20 protein-coding genes are annotated in these 18,427 nt (G+C 43.6%); all 20 read left to right on the forward strand.

Annotation, left to right across the window (positions count from 1 at the left end):
* The first annotated feature begins 39 nt into the window (after positions 1-39).
* The 20 genes from N8O80_RS06890 to pknB all read left to right on the forward strand — a co-directional run bounded on the left by N8O80_RS06890 (position 40) and on the right by pknB (position 18,364).
* Entirely contained in the window at positions 40-606 is a 567-nt protein-coding gene (locus N8O80_RS06890; protein WP_061590246.1) for a mechanosensitive ion channel family protein, read from the forward strand.
* Positions 607-657: 51 nt separating this feature from the next.
* The gene (locus tag N8O80_RS06895; RefSeq protein ID WP_004260845.1) at positions 658-1,566 is read left to right on the forward strand and encodes a magnesium transporter CorA family protein; all 909 of its coding nucleotides are present in this window, start codon (positions 658-660) and stop codon (positions 1,564-1,566) included.
* A gap of 14 nt (positions 1,567-1,580) precedes the next feature.
* Positions 1,581-2,108: a YqeG family HAD IIIA-type phosphatase gene (locus N8O80_RS06900; RefSeq protein WP_261027418.1), complete on the forward strand. Its 528-nt coding sequence runs from the start codon at positions 1,581-1,583 to the stop codon at positions 2,106-2,108.
* Positions 2,109-2,110: 2 nt separating this feature from the next.
* The gene (yqeH, locus tag N8O80_RS06905; protein ID WP_261027420.1) at positions 2,111-3,217 is read left to right on the forward strand and encodes a ribosome biogenesis GTPase YqeH; all 1,107 of its coding nucleotides are present in this window, start codon (positions 2,111-2,113) and stop codon (positions 3,215-3,217) included.
* A gap of 212 nt (positions 3,218-3,429) precedes the next feature.
* Positions 3,430-3,741, forward strand: a complete 312-nt coding sequence (gene yhbY / locus N8O80_RS06910; protein ID WP_000060171.1) for a ribosome assembly RNA-binding protein YhbY — start codon at positions 3,430-3,432, stop codon at positions 3,739-3,741.
* Positions 3,742-3,790: 49 nt separating this feature from the next.
* Positions 3,791-4,420: a nicotinate-nucleotide adenylyltransferase gene (locus tag N8O80_RS06915; protein ID WP_007517837.1), complete on the forward strand. Its 630-nt coding sequence runs from the start codon at positions 3,791-3,793 to the stop codon at positions 4,418-4,420.
* The gene (gene yqeK, locus N8O80_RS06920; RefSeq protein ID WP_261027423.1) at positions 4,420-5,013 is read left to right on the forward strand and encodes a bis(5'-nucleosyl)-tetraphosphatase (symmetrical) YqeK; all 594 of its coding nucleotides are present in this window, start codon (positions 4,420-4,422) and stop codon (positions 5,011-5,013) included. Before N8O80_RS06915 ends, yqeK begins: the two co-directional genes overlap by 1 nt.
* The gene (gene rsfS, locus N8O80_RS06925; RefSeq protein WP_001003002.1) at positions 5,014-5,367 is read left to right on the forward strand and encodes a ribosome silencing factor; all 354 of its coding nucleotides are present in this window, start codon (positions 5,014-5,016) and stop codon (positions 5,365-5,367) included.
* Between the two features lie 110 nt (positions 5,368-5,477).
* The gene (locus N8O80_RS06930; RefSeq protein WP_314732582.1) at positions 5,478-6,218 is read left to right on the forward strand and encodes a class I SAM-dependent DNA methyltransferase; all 741 of its coding nucleotides are present in this window, start codon (positions 5,478-5,480) and stop codon (positions 6,216-6,218) included.
* 9 nt (positions 6,219-6,227) lie between these two features.
* Positions 6,228-7,325, forward strand: coding sequence for a nucleotidyltransferase (locus N8O80_RS06935; protein ID WP_261027427.1), 1,098 nt, complete (start codon positions 6,228-6,230; stop codon positions 7,323-7,325).
* A gap of 236 nt (positions 7,326-7,561) precedes the next feature.
* Positions 7,562-7,816, forward strand: coding sequence for a type II toxin-antitoxin system Phd/YefM family antitoxin (locus N8O80_RS06940; RefSeq protein ID WP_000388572.1), 255 nt, complete (start codon positions 7,562-7,564; stop codon positions 7,814-7,816).
* Positions 7,817-7,819: 3 nt separating this feature from the next.
* The gene (locus N8O80_RS06945) at positions 7,820-8,074 is read left to right on the forward strand and encodes a Txe/YoeB family addiction module toxin (RefSeq protein ID WP_261027429.1); all 255 of its coding nucleotides are present in this window, start codon (positions 7,820-7,822) and stop codon (positions 8,072-8,074) included.
* 202 nt (positions 8,075-8,276) lie between these two features.
* Positions 8,277-9,890 (forward strand): ribonuclease Y, encoded by a 1,614-nt coding sequence (locus tag N8O80_RS06950; protein ID WP_261027432.1) that lies wholly within the window; start codon positions 8,277-8,279, stop codon positions 9,888-9,890.
* Between the two features lie 127 nt (positions 9,891-10,017).
* Complete coding sequence (gene gmk, locus N8O80_RS06955) at positions 10,018-10,644, forward strand: guanylate kinase (RefSeq protein ID WP_000775041.1); 627 nt, start codon at positions 10,018-10,020, stop codon at positions 10,642-10,644.
* 24 nt (positions 10,645-10,668) lie between these two features.
* Entirely contained in the window at positions 10,669-10,983 is a 315-nt protein-coding gene (gene rpoZ, locus N8O80_RS06960; RefSeq protein WP_000979235.1) for a DNA-directed RNA polymerase subunit omega, read from the forward strand.
* Positions 10,984-11,048: 65 nt separating this feature from the next.
* A complete protein-coding gene (locus tag N8O80_RS06965) occupies positions 11,049-13,445 on the forward strand; it encodes a primosomal protein N' (RefSeq protein WP_261027433.1) in 2,397 nt (798 codons plus the stop codon).
* 12 nt (positions 13,446-13,457) lie between these two features.
* The gene (gene fmt / locus N8O80_RS06970; RefSeq protein WP_261027437.1) at positions 13,458-14,393 is read left to right on the forward strand and encodes a methionyl-tRNA formyltransferase; all 936 of its coding nucleotides are present in this window, start codon (positions 13,458-13,460) and stop codon (positions 14,391-14,393) included.
* Complete coding sequence (gene rsmB, locus N8O80_RS06975) at positions 14,386-15,699, forward strand: 16S rRNA (cytosine(967)-C(5))-methyltransferase RsmB (protein WP_261027438.1); 1,314 nt, start codon at positions 14,386-14,388, stop codon at positions 15,697-15,699. The genes fmt and rsmB overlap by 8 nt, the downstream gene beginning before the upstream one ends.
* 14 nt (positions 15,700-15,713) lie before the next feature.
* Positions 15,714-16,454 carry a Stp1/IreP family PP2C-type Ser/Thr phosphatase gene (locus N8O80_RS06980; RefSeq protein WP_261027440.1) on the forward strand — a complete coding sequence of 247 codons (741 nt, stop codon included), beginning with the start codon at positions 15,714-15,716 and terminating at the stop codon, positions 16,452-16,454.
* Positions 16,451-18,364, forward strand: a complete 1,914-nt coding sequence (pknB, locus tag N8O80_RS06985; protein ID WP_261027443.1) for a Stk1 family PASTA domain-containing Ser/Thr kinase — start codon at positions 16,451-16,453, stop codon at positions 18,362-18,364. Before N8O80_RS06980 ends, pknB begins: the two co-directional genes overlap by 4 nt.
* Positions 18,365-18,427: the final 63 nt, after the last annotated feature.

Raw genomic sequence — 18,427 nt, forward strand, 5'->3', positions numbered from 1 at the left:
CTTGTAAAAGTATGGTATAATAAATGAAAGGAGTTTTCTATGAAAGAATTTATTCAAACCTACCTCAATAAGCTTGATATAACAACGATTATTGAAAATATCTTAACCAAGGTACTTTCTCTGTTATTTCTATTTTTGCTATTCTACATAGCTAAAAAACTGCTTCATACAATGGTGCAGAGAATTGTCAAACCTTCTCTAAAAATGTCTCGTCATGATGTCGGGCGCCAAAAAACCATCTCACGTTTATTAGAGAATGTGTTTAATTATACCCTTTATTTCTTTTTGCTTTATTGTATCTTGTCTATTTTGGGTTTGCCAGTTTCTAGTTTGCTTGCTGGAGCTGGGATTGCTGGGGTGGCTATTGGGATGGGAGCCCAAGGTTTTCTGTCTGATGTCATCAATGGCTTTTTCATCCTCTTTGAACGTCAACTGGATGTAGGAGATGAGGTTGTTCTGACAAATGGTCCTATTACTGTATCGGGCAAGGTGGTTAGTGTTGGCATTCGAACAACGCAACTCAGAGGAGAAGACCAGGTTCTGCACTTCGTTCCCAATCGGAATATCACCGTTGTCAGCAATTTCTCTCGGACAGACCAGGCCTGAAATTTTAGCAGATTTATGGTACAATAGAAAGAGTTTGGTAAAGGAGAGAAGATGTTTTTAGAAAAACAGTTGGGCAATGGTTGTACCTGGATTAACTTAGATTTGGACAAGTTGAAAAAACTAGAGGACCTTTCTGAAATCTACGGTTTGGACAAGGAAACCATCGAATATGCGCTGGATAGAAATGAGCGTGCCCACATGGATTATCACCGTGAAAATGGGACTGTAACCTTTATCTACAATGTCTTGAACTTGAAAAAAGATAAGGCATACTATGAAGCCTTTCCTATGACCTTTATCGTGGAACATCGTCGCCTGATTACCATTAGTAATACCAAGAACGCCTATGTCATTGAACAGATGACCCGTTATCTGGAGAGTCATGACATGCTTTCGATTTACAAGTTTCTCTTTGCCAGTCTGGAAATCATCAGCAATGCCTACTACCCTGTCATCGAGCAGATGGACAAGAGTAAGGATGAGGTAAATGGGCTCTTGCGCCAGCGGACGACTAAGAAAAATCTTTTTGCCCTTTCCGACTTGGAGACCGGTATGGTTTATCTTACTGCGGCTGCCAAGCAAAATCGCATGTTGCTGGAGCATATTCAAGGGCATGCCCTCTATCGCAGTTTTAACGAGATTGAGAGAGAACAGTTTGATGATGCCATGATTGAGGCTCATCAGCTGGTATCCATGACAGACTTGATTTCTCAAGTCCTCCAACAACTATCAGCATCTTACAACAACATCCTAAACAATAATCTGAATGATAATTTGACAACTCTTACCATCATTTCAGTGTTGCTAGCGGTTTTGGCAGTAGTGACAGGCTTTTTCGGAATGAATGTTCCCCTACCTTTAACAGATGAACCCCATGCTTGGCTCTACATCAGTTTGGCTAGTGCAGGTTTATGGATTGTTTTGTCATTGTTATTAAGGAAAATTGCGAAAAAAAGTTAAGAAAAGGAGCCAGAATGGCGATTGAAAATTACATGCCAGATTTTGCTGTGGAAGCAGTCTATGATCTGACAGTCCCAAGCCTGCAGGCGCAGGGGATCAAGGCTGTTTTGGTCGATTTGGACAATACCCTCATTGCTTGGAACAACCCTGACGGGACGCCAGAGATGAAGCAATGGTTACATGATCTTCAGGATGCGGGCATTCGCATTATCGTGGTCTCAAATAACACTAAGAAACGCGTCCAACGAGCAGTTGAGAAGTTTGGGATTGATTACGTTTATTGGGCTCTGAAGCCCTTCACATTTGGGATTAATCGTGCCATGAAGGAATTTCACTATGAGAAAAGTGAAGTGGTCATGGTTGGCGACCAGCTCATGACAGATATTCGAGCAGCCCACCGTGCTGGCATTCGCTCGATTTTAGTCAAACCCTTGGTCCAACATGACTCGATCAAAACGCAGATTAACCGAGCTCGTGAGCGCCGTGTCATGCGAAAAATCACTGAAACGTACGGACCGATTACATATAAAAAAGGAATTTAACTATGGAAGAAATTCTCTGTATTGGCTGTGGAGCAACCATTCAGACGACAGACAAGGCTGGTCTTGGTTTTACTCCCCAGTCGGCACTTGAAAAAGGTTTGGAGACTGGTGAAGTCTATTGCCAACGCTGTTTCCGTCTCCGCCACTACAATGAAATCACGGATGTCCAGTTGACGGATGATGATTTCCTCAAGCTTTTGCACGAGGTGGGAGACAGTGATGCTTTAGTGGTAAATGTCATTGATATCTTTGACTTTAATGGCTCTGTTATCCCAGGCTTGCCACGTTTTGTCTCGAGGAACGATGTTCTCTTGGTGGGAAATAAAAAAGATATCCTCCCTAAGTCAGTTAAGACGGGCAAGATTAGCCAGTGGCTCATGGAACGTGCCCACGAAGAAGGACTTCGTCCTGTGGATGTCGTCCTAACTTCAGCCCAAAATAAACATGCCATTAAGGAAGTCATTGACAAGATTGAACACTACCGTAAGGGCCGCGATGTCTATGTGGTCGGTGTAACCAACGTTGGAAAATCAACTCTTATCAATGCTATTATCCAAGAAATTACGGGTGACCAGAACGTCATCACAACTTCTCGTTTCCCAGGAACAACCTTGGACAAGATTGAGATTCCGCTTGACGACGGTTCTTATATCTACGATACGCCGGGGATCATCCACCGCCACCAGATGGCTCACTACTTGACGGCCAAAAACCTCAAGTATGTCAGTCCTAAAAAGGAAATCAAGCCTAAAACCTATCAGCTCAATCCTGAACAAACCCTGTTTTTAGGAGGTCTCGGACGCTTTGACTTCATTTCAGGAGAAAAACAAGGATTTACTGCTTTCTTTGACAATGAACTCAAACTCCACCGTACCAAGCTAGAAGGCGCTAGTGCCTTTTACGACAAGCATCTTGGAAACCTTCTAACACCACCAAATAGTAAGGAAAAAGAAGATTTTCCTAAACTGGTTGAGCATGTATTTACCATTAAGGACAAGACAGACCTAGTCATCTCTGGACTCGGCTGGATCCGCGTAACAGGCACCGCCAAAGTCGCCGTCTGGGCACCAGAAGGCGTCGCCGTCGTCGCACGAAAAGCAATCATTTAAAATGAAATCACTGAGCGAACAAAGTGAGCTCATAAAAAGATAGTTATTGCCGTGGTGTTTTGCCAATCTGTAGATTGGCAAGGGGCACAATTGAGACCAAGGCTCAATTGTGAGGTCAGGAAATCCATTTTTCAAAGATGAGATCTTTGGAAAATTAGTTCCGACCGTCCCTCACCACCTAAAATAACTATCAAAAAACAAGGAAGAAAATTATGTCATTAACATCAAAACAACGTGCCTTCCTCAACAGCCAGGCACACACCCTCAAACCCATCATCCAAATTGGGAAAAATGGCCTTAACGATCAAATCAAAACCAGCGTCCGTCAAGCTCTTGACGCCCGTGAATTGATCAAGGTGACTCTTTTGCAAAACACCGATGAAAATATCCACGAAGTAGCTGAAATCTTGGAAGAAGAAATTGGTGTGGATACAGTCCAAAAAATCGGACGCATCTTGATTTTGTATAAACAATCTAGCAAGAAAGAAAATCGCAAGATTTCTAAAAAAGTCAAAGAAATCTAAAAACATACTCCAAACAACTGTTTTACAGAGAATTGAAGGAGACTAGCCTATGGCAATCGAACTATTGACTCCCTTTACCAAGGTAGAGTTGGAGCCAGAAATCAAGGAGAAAAAACGCAAACAAGTCGGGATTTTAGGGGGGAATTTTAACCCTGTTCACAATGCGCATCTGATTGTTGCTGACCAAGTACGCCAGCAGTTGGGACTGGACCAAGTTCTACTTATGCCTGAATACCAACCTCCTCATGTAGATAAAAAGGAAACAATCCCTGAACACCATCGTCTCAAGATGCTTGAGTTGGCTATTGAGGGGATTGAAGGACTAGCCATTGAAACCATTGAGTTGGAGCGCAAGGGCATTTCTTACACCTACGACACCATGAAGATTTTGACAGAGCAACATCCAGACACGGACTATTACTTCATTATCGGTGCCGATATGGTGGACTATCTGCCTAAGTGGTACCGAATTGATGAACTGGTTGATATGGTTCAGTTTGTGGGAGTTCAGCGCCCACGCTACAAGGCAGGGACTTCCTATCCAGTTATCTGGGTGGATGTGCCTCTCATGGATATCTCGTCCAGCATGGTGCGTGACTTCCTTGCCCAAGGTCGGAAACCCAACTTTCTCCTGCCTCAGCCTGTGCTAGACTACATCGAAAAGGAGGGACTCTACTGATGGCCTATCAAGACTATATCAACTGCTCCCGTGAGGCTTTGTTGGAAAAAATGGCAGAGCTTCTACCTGAAAAACGTTTAACCCATTGTCTGGGTGTGGAGCGTGCAGCCATAGAACTGGCTCAGCGATTTGGAGTCGATACCGAGAAAGCAGGACTAGCAGGCCTTCTTCATGACTATGCTAAAAAGTTGTCAGATCAGGAATTTCTGAATTTGATTGACCGTTATCAGCTAGACCCTGACCTCAAAAATTGGGGCAATAATGTCTGGCATGGTATGGTTGGCATCTACAAGATTCAGGAAGATTTGAATTTGCATGATTCTGAAATTCTACGAGCTATTGAAATCCATACAGTTGGGGCTGGTCAGATGACAGACTTAGATAAGGTCATCTATGTCGCAGACTATATCGAGCACAATCGAGCCTTTCCTGGAGTAGATGTGGCGCGTGAGATTGCAAGTTTGTCACTTAATAAGGCAGTAGCTTATGAGACAGCTCGCACTGTGGAGCATTTAGCTCATCAGGGATTCCCTATCTATCCCCAAACCCTTGAAACCTATAACGCCTTTGTGCACTATTTGAAAGAGGACTAAATGAACGAAAAAGAATTACTAGAACTAGTCGTGAAAGCGGCTGATGAGAAACGTGCGGAGGATATTCTCGCACTTGACGTACAAGATTTGACTAGCGTGACGGACTATTTTGTTATCACTAGCTCAATGAATAGCCGTCAGTTGGACGCTATCGCTGATAACATTCGTGAAAAAGTAGCTGATGCAGGCTTTAAAGGCAGTCATGTCGAAGGCGACGCAGCAGGAGGTTGGGTCTTGCTGGACCTTGGTGCTGTCGTTGTGCATGTCTTTTCAGAAGAAATGCGTGCCCACTATAACCTAGAAAAACTATGGCATGAGGCGGATTCAGTAGATATTTCAGAAGCTCTTGCTTAGAAGATGAACTCAGTTGTAGTCAACTGGGTTTCTTTGCTTATTTTAGAAAAAATTGATTGAAAGGTAAAGGGCGAGTGGTGTTTGCCATGGAGGCTCTTGGTATCATGATTATGGCAACTTATGAAACCTTTGCGGCTGTTTACGATGCAGTGATGGATGATAGTTTATACGATAAATGGACGGATTTTTCGCTGCGTCATTTGCCTAAGACCAAGGAGAGAAAGAAACTCTTGGAGCTGGCTTGTGGGACAGGAATTCAATCTGTGCGCTTCTCTCAGGCTGGTTTTGATGTGACTGGACTTGACTTGAGTGGGGATATGTTGAAGATTGCTGAGAAGAGAGCTTCTTCAGCTAAACAAAAGATTGACTTTATTGAAGGCAATATGCTGGATTTGTCCAAGGCAGGTCAATATGATTTTGTCACGTGTTACTCGGACTCTGTCTGCTACATGCAGGATGAAGTGGAAGTAGGGGATGTTTTTAAGGAAGTCTATAATGCCCTTAATGAAAATGGAGTTTTCATCTTTGATGTGCATTCAACCTACCAGACAGATGAAGTTTTTCCAGGCTATTCTTACCATGAAAATGCGGAAGACTTCGCCATGCTCTGGGATACCTACGAGGACGAAGCTCCTCACTCCATCGTGCATGAGTTGACCTTTTTTATCAAGGAGGCTGACGGTTCTTTTAGTCGCCACGATGAAGTTCATGAGGAGCGGACTTATGAGATCCTGACCTATGATATTTTGCTGGAACAGGCTGGTTTCAAATCCTTCAAACTCTATGCAGACTTTGAGGACAAGAAGCCAACAGAAACCAGCACCCGTTGGTTTTTTGTGGCGCAGAAGTAGGAGAGCACTATGACCATCACAGGTATTATCGCGGAGTTTAATCCTTTTCATAATGGGCATAAATACCTGCTGGATCAGGCTGAGGGACTGAAAATTGTTGCCATGTCTGGGAATTTCATGCAGAGAGGCGAGCCTGCTATCGTTGACAAGTGGACACGGGCCCAGATGGCGCTGGAAAATGGCGCAGACTTGGTAGTGGAATTGCCCTTTTTAGTCAGTGTTCAGGCGGCGGATTTCTTCGGCCAAGGAGCTGTGGATATCTTGGCTAGGTTGGGCATTGATAGCCTCGCTTTTGGGACGGAGGAAGTTCTAGATTATCAAAAAATCGCTGACTTATACACAGAGCAGGGGGTTGAGATGGAGAAATTTGTGGAAAATTTGCCTGATTCCCTCTCTTATCCCCAGAAAACCCAAGCCATGTGGAAGGAATTTGCTGGTCTTGATTTTTCTGGCAATACGCCCAATCATGTTCTTGCTCTGGCCTATGCCAAGGCAGTTGCAGGACGCAAGATCAAACTCCATCCGATTCAGCGTCAAGGGGCAGGTTACCATTCTGTGGATAAGGATGTGGACTTTGCCTCGGCGACAGCACTACGTCAGCATCAATCAGACCAAGATTTCTTAGAACACTTTATGCCTTCTGTTAACCTTTTTGAGCAGGCCAGTAAGGTGAGCTGGGATGACTATTTTCCTTTGCTCCGCTATCAAATCTTGTCAAATCCCGACCTAACCACCATCTATCAGGTCAATCAAGAAATGGCAGTGCGCATCAAGGATGCTATCAAGATAGTCCAATCTGTGGAAGACTTGGTTGAAGCGGTTGCGACCAAGCGTTACACCAAGGCGCGTGTCAGACGCCTCTTGACCTATATCTTGGTGCAGGCTAGAGAAGGTGACTTGCCAGAAGCCATTCATGTCCTTGGATTTACTGAAAAAGGCAGGCAACATCTCAAGTCTTTGAAAGGTCAGGTCAGTCTAGTCAGCCGAATTGGCAAAGAACCTTGGGATGTCATGACTCAAAAGGCAGACCAGATTTACCAACTAGGAAATCTAAGTATAGCAGAACAGAATTTTGGAAGAGTACCGATTAGAATAGAAACAAACTAAGTCTACTGAAATGTAGGCTTTTTGAGATTTTTTACGAATAATACTCTTCGAAAATCTCTTCAAACCACGTCAACGTCGCCTTGCCGTACTCAAGTACAGCCTGCGGCTAGTTTCCTAGTTTGCTCTTTGATTTTCATTGAGTATAAATAGATAGAAAAGAAAATCTTGTACAAGTTCCTGACAATTTCTTTCTTTTTGTGTATAATAGTGGAAAAGAGGTAAAACGAGGTATGGTTATGGAAGCAGTTCTTTACTCAACATTCCGAAATCATTTAAAAGACTACATGAAAAAGGTAAATGATGAATTTGAGCCTTTGACGGTGGTTAATAAAAATCCAGATGAGGACATTGTAGTTCTTTCAAAGAGCGAATGGGATAGTATCCAAGAAACACTGAGAATCGCTCAAAATAAGGAACTTTCTGATAAGGTTTTGCGAGGAATGGCTCAAGTTCGTGCTGGAAGCACTCAAGTCCATGTTATTGAGGAGTAAGAAATGCTGCTCAAGTTTACAGAAGATGCCTGGGTTGATTATTGCTACTGGCAAACTCAGGACAAGAAAACGTTAAAAAGAATCAATAAACTAATCAAGGATATTCAACGTGATCCCTTTACAGGAATAGGTAAGCCAGAACCACTCAAGTATGACTACCAAGGAGCCTGGTCACGTCGTATCTACGCAGAAAATCGCTTGATTTATATGATGGATGGAGATAGCGTGGCTTTCTTGTCCTTTAAAGATCATTACTAAGTCTACTGCGAAGTAGGCTTTTTCTATAATTTTTACTAAGCTATAACTTCTAAGAAATAGAGATTGAACTAATAAATTTTAGGTAAACGTGCTCAAAATTCCTCAAAACATATTATATTTTAAGTTTGTGAAAATCACTTTTTTATGGTAGAATGTAAAAGAATGTATGTCATTCGGAATAACAATAAAATGAGGTAAAAACATGGAAATCATGTCGCTTGCGATTGCTGTTTTTGCCGTCATCATTGGTTTAGTCATTGGATATGTCAGCATCTCAGCTAAGATGAAATCATCTCAGGAAGCTGCGGAGTTGATGCTTTTAAATGCTGAACAAGAAGCAACTAATTTACGTGGACAAGCTGAGCGTGAAGCAGATTTACTTGTTAATGAAGCCAAGCGTGAAAGCAAGTCTCTTAAAAAAGAAGCACTATTGGAGGCCAAAGAAGAAGCCAGAAAATACCGTGAAGAAGTGGACGCTGAATTCAAATCAGAACGTCAAGAACTCAAACAAATCGAAAGTCGTTTGACCGAGAGAGCTACTAGCCTTGACCGTAAGGACGACAATTTGACGAGTAAAGAACAAACACTTGAACAAAAAGAACAAAGTATTTCTGATAGAGCGAAAAACCTTGATGCGCGTGAAGAGCAATTAGAGGAAGTCGAAAGACAAAAAGAAGCAGAGTTAGAGCGTATTGGTGCCCTGTCTCAGGCAGAAGCACGAGATATTATCTTGGCTCAGACAGAGGAAAACTTGACCAAGGAGATTGCTAGCCGTATTCGTGAAGCTGAGCAAGAGGTCAAGGAACGTTCTGACAAAATGGCCAAGGATATCCTGGTTCAAGCTATGCAACGTATCGCTGGTGAATATGTGGCGGAGTCAACAAACTCAACAGTTCATCTGCCAGACGATACTATGAAGGGACGTATTATTGGTCGTGAAGGTCGTAACATTCGTACCTTTGAAAGTTTGACAGGGGTCGATGTCATTATCGATGATACACCAGAAGTGGTGACCTTATCAGGATTTGACCCGATTCGTCGTGAAATTGCCCGTATGACTATGGAAATGTTGCTCAAGGACGGTCGTATTCATCCAGCTCGTATCGAAGAGCTGGTTGAGAAAAACCGCCTAGAGATTGACAATAAGATTCGTGAGTACGGTGAGGCTGCTGCCTATGAAATTGGTGCGCCAAACCTTCACCCTGACTTGATGAAGATTATGGGACGTTTGCAGTTCCGTACTTCATATGGACAAAATGTCTTGCGCCATTCGATTGAAGTTGCTAAGTTGGCTGGTATCATGGCGAGCGAGCTTGGTGAAAATGCGGCTCTTGCCCGTCGTGCTGGTTTCCTTCACGATATCGGGAAAGCCATTGACCGCGAGGTTGAAGGTAGCCACGTTGAAATCGGTATGGAATTGGCTCGTAAGTACAAGGAACACCCAGTTGTGGTCAATACGATTGCTAGCCACCACGGTGATGTCGAAGCAGAAAGTGTGATTGCAGTGATCGTTGCTGCAGCAGATGCCTTGAGCGCGGCACGTCCAGGTGCTCGTAGTGAGTCTCTTGAAAGCTACATCAAGCGTCTCCATGATTTGGAAGAAATTGCTAACGGCTTTGAAGGGGTACAAAATAGCTTTGCCCTTCAAGCAGGACGTGAAATCCGCATCATGGTCAATCCAGGACAAATCAAGGACGACAAAGTCACAATCTTGGCTCACAAAGTTCGTGAGAAAATTGAAAACAATCTCGATTATCCAGGAAATATCAAGGTAACCGTGATTCGCGAGCTTCGTGCAGTAGATTATGCTAAATAAATAAGAAAGAGCAGTTGAAAAATTACTGCTTTTTTGTTACACTAGATAGAAAGACTGTAAAGGATAATCTGGCTTTTGCCATTATTCTAGAGAAATGTTATTTCACAGACTGACTAAAGGAGACACAATGGCAGACCGAGGCTTACTAATCGTTTTTTCTGGTCCTTCAGGGGTTGGAAAAGGAACGGTTAGAAGAGAGATTTTTGAGAGTTCTGAAAACCAATTTCAATACTCTGTATCGATGACGACACGCGCACAACGTCCTGGAGAAGTGGACGGTGTTGACTATTTCTTCCGTACTCGCGAAGAATTTGAAGAACTGATTCGTCAAGGACAGATGTTGGAATACGCAGAATATGTCGGCAACTACTATGGAACACCTCTGACCTATGTCAATGAAACCTTGGACAAGGGAATCGATGTTTTCCTTGAAATTGAGGTTCAAGGTGCTCTTCAGGTCAAGAAAAAGGTTCCAGATGCTGTCTTTATCTTCCTGACACCACCAGATTTGGATGAATTGCAAGATCGCTTGGTAGGACGTGGAACAGATAGCGCAGAAGTGATTGCCCAACGAATCGAAAAAGCCAAGGAAGAAATTGCCCTCATGCGTGAGTATGATTATGCGATTGTCAACGATCAGGTGCCCCTAGCTGCTGAGCGTGTCAAACGTGTGATCGAAGCAGAGCACTTCCGTGTGGATCGTGTCATTGGTCACTATCAGGAGATGTTACCGAAATCTCCAACTACCCGATAAAATTTAGAAAATAGGTACAAGCAAATGATGTTAAAACCCTCTATTGATACCTTGCTCGACAAGGTTCCATCAAAATATTCACTCGTAATTTTGGAAGCAAAACGTGCCCACGAATTGGAAGCAGGTGCGCCAGCAACTCAAGGTTTCAAATCTGAAAAATCAACTCTTCGCGCTTTAGAAGAAATCGAATCAGGAAACGTTACAATTCACCCAGATCCAGAAGGAAAACGTGAAGCAGTGCGTCGCCGTATCGAAGAAGAAAAACGCCGCAAAGAAGAAGAAGAAAAGAAAATCAAAGAGCAAATCGCTAAAGAAAAAGAAGATGGTGAAAAAATTTAAGGTTGGGGGGACTCAATCTTATTTTTTCTATTGCAAGAATGTACTGACAAGGAGGAGGTGAGAAGATGGTCCTAGCTAATATTATCGTAGATGTGCCCTTGATGCAGACGGACCAGCCCTATAGTTACAGGATTCCTAAGGAATTTGAGGGAATGCTAGAAGTTGGGATGCGGGTTCATGTGCCTTTTGGTAAGGGGAATCGCCTGATTCAAGGGATTGTTCTTGGTTTGGATTTTCAATCATCTAAAGAAGAGATGGAGCAAGATTTAAAAGATATTGCGGAGGTGCTGGATTTTTCTCCTGTTCTCACGCAAGAACAACTCTGGCTGGCTGAGGAGTTACGCAAGTCCGTCTTCTCCTATAAAATCTCCATCCTCAAGGCTATGTTACCGGGATTTCTGAACTCTAGCTATGACAAAATTCTCTATCCTATGGCAGGTCTGAGTCAGGAAGACCGAGAGCGCTTGTTTGGTTCAGAGGATTCGCTTGCCTTTTCTTCTCTAGATTTAGGTAAGCAAGCTGAAATGATGCGTTTGACTAGAAAAGGCTTGCTTGGTCTGGAATATCAGGCAGTCGATCAAAAGAAGGTCAAGACCCAGTCTTGGTATAAGGTGAATCTTGCTCGATTAGAAGGTGTCGAGATTTCTGCACGCGCTAAGAAAAAGTTGGAATTGAGAGACTATTTATTGTCTCATCCTGAGAGTGCCTCCTTGGCTAGTTTGCTAGAGTTCTATTCGCGGGAGCAAGTCAACTTCTTTGTCGAACAAGGTGCTGTGACCATAGTCCAAAAGGAAGTGCAACGCTCGGCTGCTTATTTTGAAGGCATTGAAGCAAGTCAGCCTTTGGAGTTGAATCCAGAGCAAAGACGGGCGCGTGATGCGGTTGTGAGTGCGATTGGCAGTCATCAGCCTCCCTTCCTCCTTCAAGGGATTACAGGAAGTGGGAAGACCGAGGTTTATTTGCAGATTATCCAAGGAGCCTTAGACAAGGGCAAGACAGCTATTTTGCTGGTGCCTGAGATTTCCTTGACTCCACAAATGACGGAGCGTTTTATTGCTCGATTTGGTGAGAAAGTGGCCATTCTTCACTCAGGCCTGTCTAATGGTGAAAAGTATGACGAATGGCGCAAAGTGGAACGTGGAGACGCTCAAGTTGTTGTGGGTGCCAGATCTGCCATCTTTGCTCCGCTGAAAAATCTGGGGGTTATGATTATCGATGAAGAGCATGAAGCGACTTATAAGCAGGACAGCAATCCCCGTTACCACGCCAGAGAGGTAGCCATTTTACGAGCCCAGTACAACCAAGCAGCCCTGGTACTTGGTTCGGCAACTCCTAGTCTGGAAAGCCGTGCTCGGGCTGGTAAAGGCGTTTATCAACATTTACGTCTGACCCAACGGGCTAATCCTTTGGCTACAATCCCTGAGGTTCAAGTAATTGATTTTCGGGACTATATCGGACAAAACGAGACGTCAAACTTTACGCCTCCCTTGCTAGAAGCCATTCAAGATCGTCTGGCTAAAAAAGAGCAGGTGGTTCTTATGCTCAATCGCCGTGGTTATTCTAGCTTTGTTATGTGTCGGGAGTGTGGGACGGTGGATACTTGTCCTAACTGTGACATTTCCTTGACCTTGCACATGGATACCAAGACTATGAACTGCCATTATTGTGGTTTTTCGAAGGATATTCCTCACGTTTGCCCCAACTGTAAGAGTCGCAGTATTCGTTACTACGGGACGGGGACACAGAAGGCTTATGATGAGCTGGCAGAACTCTTTCCGCAGGCCCGCGTTTTGCGGATGGATGTGGACACGACTCGTAAGAAAGGTAGTCACCAAGCTCTTCTTGACCAGTTTGGGCGAGGAGAAGCAGATATTTTACTGGGTACTCAGATGATTGCCAAGGGATTGGATTTTCCCAATGTGACCTTAGTCGGAGTTCTCAATGCGGATACGGCATTGAATCTACCAGATTTCCGTTCTTCTGAGAGAACCTTCCAACTTTTGACTCAGGTGGCAGGTCGGGCAGGACGTGCTGAAAAAGCAGGTCAGGTCTTGATACAGTCTTATAATCCTCAGCACTACGCTATTCGATTTGCAAAAGACCAAGACTACGAAGGCTTTTATGCCTATGAAATGGGTATCAGACGCCAACTAGGCTATCCACCTTACTATTTCACGATTGGCATTACCCTTTCTCACAAGAAAGAAGAAGAGGTAATCAAACGCGCCTATGAAGTTATGAACATTTTGCGGTCAGGCTTGTCAGAGACCAGTCACATTCTGGGGCCAACGCCCAAACCGATTGCTCGTACCCACAACCTCTATCATTACCAGATTTTAATTAAATACCGTTTAGAAGATGAGCTGGGGCCGACTCTAAATCAGGTTCTGGCCTTGACTCAAGAAAGGGAAAATAGTGAGCTCCGTCTCAGCATTGACCATGAGCCACAGCAATTTTTATAAGAAGGAGAAGATATGACAAAACTAATCTTTATGGGGACACCCGACTTTTCAGCAACAGTTTTAAAAGGGCTTTTGACAGATAACCGTTACGAAATTCTAGCCGTTGTGACCCAGCCAGACCGTGCTGTTGGTCGTAAAAAAGTTATCCAGGAAACCCCAGTCAAGCAGGCTGCCAAAGAGGCAGGACTTCCTATCTACCAACCTGAAAAACTATCTGGAAGTCCAGAGATGGAAACTATTATGCAGCTAGGAGCAGATGGAATTGTAACTGCTGCTTTTGGGCAGTTTCTCCCAAGTAAACTCCTTGATAGCATGGACTTTGCGGTCAATGTTCACGCCTCTCTTCTTCCAAAACACCGTGGTGGGGCGCCAATCCATTATGCCTTGATTCAAGGAGATGAGGAAGCTGGTGTGACCATTATGGAAATGGTCAAGGAAATGGATGCAGGAGATATGATTTCTCGTCGCAGTATTCCTATCACGGATGGGGACAATGTCGGCACCTTGTTTGAGAAATTAGCGCTAGTTGGTCGCGATTTGCTTTTAGACACTCTGCCGGCCTATATTGCTGGTGACATCAAACCTGAACCGCAGGATCCAAGTCAGGTTACTTTCTCGCCAAACATCAAGCCAGAGGAAGAAAAATTGGACTGGAATAAGAGCAATCGTCAACTTTTCAACCAAATCCGTGGGATGAACCCCTGGCCAGTTGCTCATACTTTTCTTAAGGGAGACCGGTTTAAGATTTATGAAGCCCTACCAGTAGATGGTCAGGGAAATCCAGGTGAGATCCTCTCTATCGGCAAGAAAGAATTGATTGTCGCAACGGCAGAAGGGGCTCTATCCCTCAAACAAGTGCAGCCAGCTGGTAAACCTAAGATGGACATTGCTTCCTTCCTCAACGGAGTTGGACGTACATTGACTGTAGGAGAACGATTTGGTGACTAAAGTAGAAACGGCTAGAAGTATAGCCCTAGCAGTATTAGAGGATGTTTTTATCAATCAAGCGTACTCAAATATCGCCTTAAATAAGCATCTCAAGGGTAGTCAACTTTCGGCAGCAGACAAGGGCTTGGTGACCGAGCTGGTCTATGGAACGGTAACCCGTAAACTCACCTTAGAATGGTATCTATCCCACTTTATCGAAGACAGAGATCAGTTAGATAACTGGCTCTATGTCCTTCTTCTCATGAGTGCCTACCAACTCCGCTATTTGGACAAGATTCCAGATCATGCTGTGGTCAATGAAGCAGTGGAATTGGCCAAAGTTCGTAAAAAAGGCAGTGAAAAATTAGTCAACGCCGTCCTTCGTCGTATTCTGCGTGAAGGCTGGCCAGATATTGCCAGCATCAAGCGAAAAAACAAGCGTGATTCCATTGCCTATTCTCTCCCAGTTTGGCTAGTTGCCAAGCTCAAGGAAGAATACGGAGAAGAGCGAGCACAAGCTATTTTTGAAAGTCTTTTGGTGCGTAACAAGGCCAGCATTCGTGTAACGGACCTAGGACGAAAAGAAGAAATCCAAGTCTTGTTGGAGGCCAGTGATTCATCCTTGTCTCCCTCTGGTCTTGTGAAGGAGCAGGGGCATTTTGCAGGCCATGATTTGTTTGCGGATGGAGCCATTACCATCCAAGACGAGTCTAGTCAGCTGGTTGCTCCGACGCTTGATTTACAAGGTGATGAGCAGGTTCTAGATGCCTGTGCGGCTCCGGGTGGAAAAACAGCCCATATAGCTTCTTATCTCACGACAGGTCAGGTTACGGCTTTGGACTTGTACGACCACAAGTTGGACTTAATTCAAGAAAATGCCCAACGTTTAGGAGTTGCAGATCGAGTTCAAACGCAAAAATTAGATGCCAGAAAGGTGCATGAGTTTTTTGGTCAGGATTCATTTGATAAGATTTTGGTGGATGCTCCCTGTTCAGGAATCGGTCTTCTGCGCCGTAAACCAGACATTAAATACAATAAAGAAACGGCAGATTTCGCGTCCTTGCAGGAAATTCAGCTAGAAATATTAGGTAGTGTTTGTCAAACACTACGCAAAGGTGGTATAATAACTTATAGTACCTGTACTATTGTCTCAGAGGAGAACTTTCAAGTCGTACAGGCATTTTTAGAAAGTCATCCTGAATTTGAGCAGGTAACACTAGAACATGAATGTAAGGATATCATGAAAGATGGCTGTATCCTCATCACACCTGAATTGTATGGAAGTGATGGATTCTTCATCAGTCAATTTCGCAAGATATCGGATTAGGAAGGAACTAACACATGGAAATTTCATTATTAACAGATGTTGGTCAGAAACGAACAAATAACCAAGACTATGTCAACCACTATGTCAATAGAGCTGGACGTACCATGATTATCCTAGCTGATGGTATGGGAGGTCATCGCGCAGGGAATATCGCTAGTGAGATGGCGGTAACAGACCTGGGTGTAGCTTGGGTTGATACACAAATCGATACGGTTAATGAAGTGCGTGAATGGTTTGCGAACAACCTTGAGATTGAAAATCAAAGGATTAACCAATTGGGACAAACTGAAGCCTATAAAGGAATGGGAACAACCCTTGAGGCTGTAGCCATTATTGATAATCAGGCTATTTATGCTCACATCGGAGATTCTCGTATCGGTTTGATTCGTGGAGAAGAATACCACCAGTTAACGAGCGACCATTCTTTGGTCAATGAATTGCTTAAGGCAGGTCAATTGACGCCAGAAGAAGCTGCTAGCCATCCACAGAAAAATATTATTACTCAATCTATTGGTCAAAAAGATGAAATTCAGCCTGATTTTGGAATAATCACCCTTGAGCCTGGGGACTATCTCTTACTCAATAGCGATGGTTTGACAAATATGATTTCAGGAAGTGAGATTTCTGATATTGTAATCAGCGATATTTCTTTGGAAGATAAGGCAGCAACCTTGATCCGTTTTGCCAACAATGCAGGTGGTTTAGATAACATCACAGTTGCCCTTATTGCTGTTAATGAGGAGGAAACAGAATGATCCAAATCGGCAAGATTTTTGCCGGGCGGTATCGGATTCTCAAACAGATTGGCCGAGGAGGCATGGCAGATGTTTACTTGGCTAAAGATTTGATTCTAGATGGGGAAGAAGTGGCGGTAAAGGTCCTGAGGACCAACTACCAGACAGACCCGATTGCTGTGGCTCGTTTTCAGCGGGAAGCGAGAGCCATGGCAGATTTGGACCATCCTCATATCGTTCGGATTACAGATATCGGTGAAGAAGAGGGACAACAGTATCTCGCAATGGAATATGTTGCTGGGTTAGATCTCAAACGCTATATCAAGGAACATCACCCTCTTTCAAATGAAGAAGCGATTCGAATCATGGGACAAATCCTTCTGGCTATGCGCTTAGCCCATACTCGAGGGATTGTTCACAGGGATTTGAAACCGCAAAATATCCTTTTGACCCCAGATGGGACTGCCAAAGTTACAGACTTTGGGATCGCAGTAGCCTTTGCAGAGACAAGTCTGACTCAGACCAACTCAATGCTAGGTTCCGTTCATTATTTGTCTCCAGAGCAGGCGCGTGGTTCTAAAGCAACTGTGCAGAGTGATATCTATGCCATGGGGATTATTTTCTATGAGATGCTGACAGGTCATATTCCTTACGATGGGGATAGCGCAGTGACCATCGCCCTCCAGCATTTCCAGAAACCATTGCCATCGGTTATAGCTGAAAATCCATCTGTGCCTCAGGCTTTAGAAAATGTTGTTATTAAGGCAACTGCCAAGAAATTGACAGATCGCTACAAATCAGTCGCTGAAATGTATGTGGATTTGTCGAGTAGTTTGTCTAATAATCGTCGTAATGAACCAAAGCTAGTCTTTGACGATGCAACTAAGGCAGATACTAAAACTCTTCCTAAAGTTCCACAAAGTACTCTGACTTCTATTCCTAAAGCTCCGGTACAAGAGGGAAGACCTCAATCTAAGCCCCAGCCTCATCAGACAGAAAAACCAGTACCTAGTCCAAAGCCAACCAAACGGCGTCGCCTGAAAGCACGTTATCCAATTTTATTGGCGACCTTCTTGTTAGTTGTGGCATCCTTGGTATGGATTTTATATAGAACGCCCGCTACCATTGCCGTTCCAAAGGTGGCAGGTCAGACGGTTGCTGAGGCTAAAGAAGCGCTTAAGAAAGCCAATTTTGAGGTTGGTGAAGAAAAAACAGAGGCTAGTGATAAGGTTGAAGAAGGTCGTGTTATTCGTACCGATCCTGACGCTGGAACTGGTCGAAAAGAAGGAACAAAAATTAATTTGATTGTGTCTTCTGGTCAGCAATCCTTCCAACTTGGAAATTATCTTGGACGAAAATCTAGTGATGTAGTGGCAGAATTGAAAGGCAAGAAGGTTCCAGAAAATCTAATTAAGATTGAGGAAGAAGAATCCAACGAAATCGAAGCCGGCACAATCATGAAACAAAGTTTACCGGAGGGAACAACCTACGATCTTAGCAAGGCAACTCAAATAGTTTTGACAGTTGCTAAAAAAGTAAATTCGATTTCAATGCCAAGATATATTGGTTCAACTCGAGAATTTGCAGTTAATAATCTTACAGAGATATATGGAGTTAAAAAAGCTAATATCGAAGTTGTAGAAGTGTCTACTGCTCCTGAAGGAACAGCTGAGGAGACTGTTGTAGAGCAAAGTCCAAAACCGGGTGGAAAAATTGATTTAGCCAGCACACGTATTAAAATTTCGATTTATAAACCCAAAACACCACCATCAAGTTCCTCTTCAACGTCAGTTCAACGTGGTAACCAAGGTTCACCTACTACTCCAAATCAAGGGAATCAACAAGGTGGTCAGCAAGGAAATCAACAAGGAACGGTTCCTACTCCGACTCAACCAAATAGTGAAGGAAACCACGAAAATTCTCGTGATTAAACGAATCTTTGTCATGATTTCATGGCAAAGATTTTTTTTGAGTCCGGATTTGTGATAGAATAG

Source organism: Streptococcus mitis, from assembly GCF_946190155.1.
Taxonomy (GTDB): Bacteria; Bacillota; Bacilli; order Lactobacillales; family Streptococcaceae; genus Streptococcus; species Streptococcus mitis_CL.

Excerpts from the sequence above, each read along its gene's own strand:
- N8O80_RS06965 (WP_261027433.1), top strand. The coding sequence starts at position 11,049 with ATGGTCCTAGCTAATATTATCGTAGATGTGCCCTTGATGCAGACGGAC.
- yhbY (WP_000060171.1), top strand. The coding sequence starts at position 3,430 with ATGTCATTAACATCAAAACAACGTGCCTTCCTCAACAGCCAGGCACAC.
- N8O80_RS06950 (WP_261027432.1), top strand. The coding sequence starts at position 8,277 with ATGGAAATCATGTCGCTTGCGATTGCTGTTTTTGCCGTCATCATTGGT.
- N8O80_RS06890 (WP_061590246.1), top strand. The coding sequence starts at position 40 with ATGAAAGAATTTATTCAAACCTACCTCAATAAGCTTGATATAACAACG.
- yqeH (WP_261027420.1), top strand. The coding sequence starts at position 2,111 with ATGGAAGAAATTCTCTGTATTGGCTGTGGAGCAACCATTCAGACGACA.
- N8O80_RS06980 (WP_261027440.1), top strand. The coding sequence starts at position 15,714 with ATGGAAATTTCATTATTAACAGATGTTGGTCAGAAACGAACAAATAAC.
- rpoZ (WP_000979235.1), top strand. The coding sequence starts at position 10,669 with ATGATGTTAAAACCCTCTATTGATACCTTGCTCGACAAGGTTCCATCA.
- N8O80_RS06895 (WP_004260845.1), top strand. The coding sequence starts at position 658 with ATGTTTTTAGAAAAACAGTTGGGCAATGGTTGTACCTGGATTAACTTA.
- pknB (WP_261027443.1), top strand. The coding sequence starts at position 16,451 with ATGATCCAAATCGGCAAGATTTTTGCCGGGCGGTATCGGATTCTCAAA.
- gmk (WP_000775041.1), top strand. The coding sequence starts at position 10,018 with ATGGCAGACCGAGGCTTACTAATCGTTTTTTCTGGTCCTTCAGGGGTT.
- N8O80_RS06900 (WP_261027418.1), top strand. The coding sequence starts at position 1,581 with ATGGCGATTGAAAATTACATGCCAGATTTTGCTGTGGAAGCAGTCTAT.
- fmt (WP_261027437.1), top strand. The coding sequence starts at position 13,458 with ATGACAAAACTAATCTTTATGGGGACACCCGACTTTTCAGCAACAGTT.
- rsfS (WP_001003002.1), top strand. The coding sequence starts at position 5,014 with ATGAACGAAAAAGAATTACTAGAACTAGTCGTGAAAGCGGCTGATGAG.
- N8O80_RS06935 (WP_261027427.1), top strand. The coding sequence starts at position 6,228 with ATGACCATCACAGGTATTATCGCGGAGTTTAATCCTTTTCATAATGGG.
- N8O80_RS06945 (WP_261027429.1), top strand. The coding sequence starts at position 7,820 with ATGCTGCTCAAGTTTACAGAAGATGCCTGGGTTGATTATTGCTACTGG.
- yqeK (WP_261027423.1), top strand. The coding sequence starts at position 4,420 with ATGGCCTATCAAGACTATATCAACTGCTCCCGTGAGGCTTTGTTGGAA.
- N8O80_RS06930 (WP_314732582.1), top strand. The coding sequence starts at position 5,478 with ATGGCAACTTATGAAACCTTTGCGGCTGTTTACGATGCAGTGATGGAT.
- N8O80_RS06940 (WP_000388572.1), top strand. The coding sequence starts at position 7,562 with ATGGAAGCAGTTCTTTACTCAACATTCCGAAATCATTTAAAAGACTAC.
- N8O80_RS06915 (WP_007517837.1), top strand. The coding sequence starts at position 3,791 with ATGGCAATCGAACTATTGACTCCCTTTACCAAGGTAGAGTTGGAGCCA.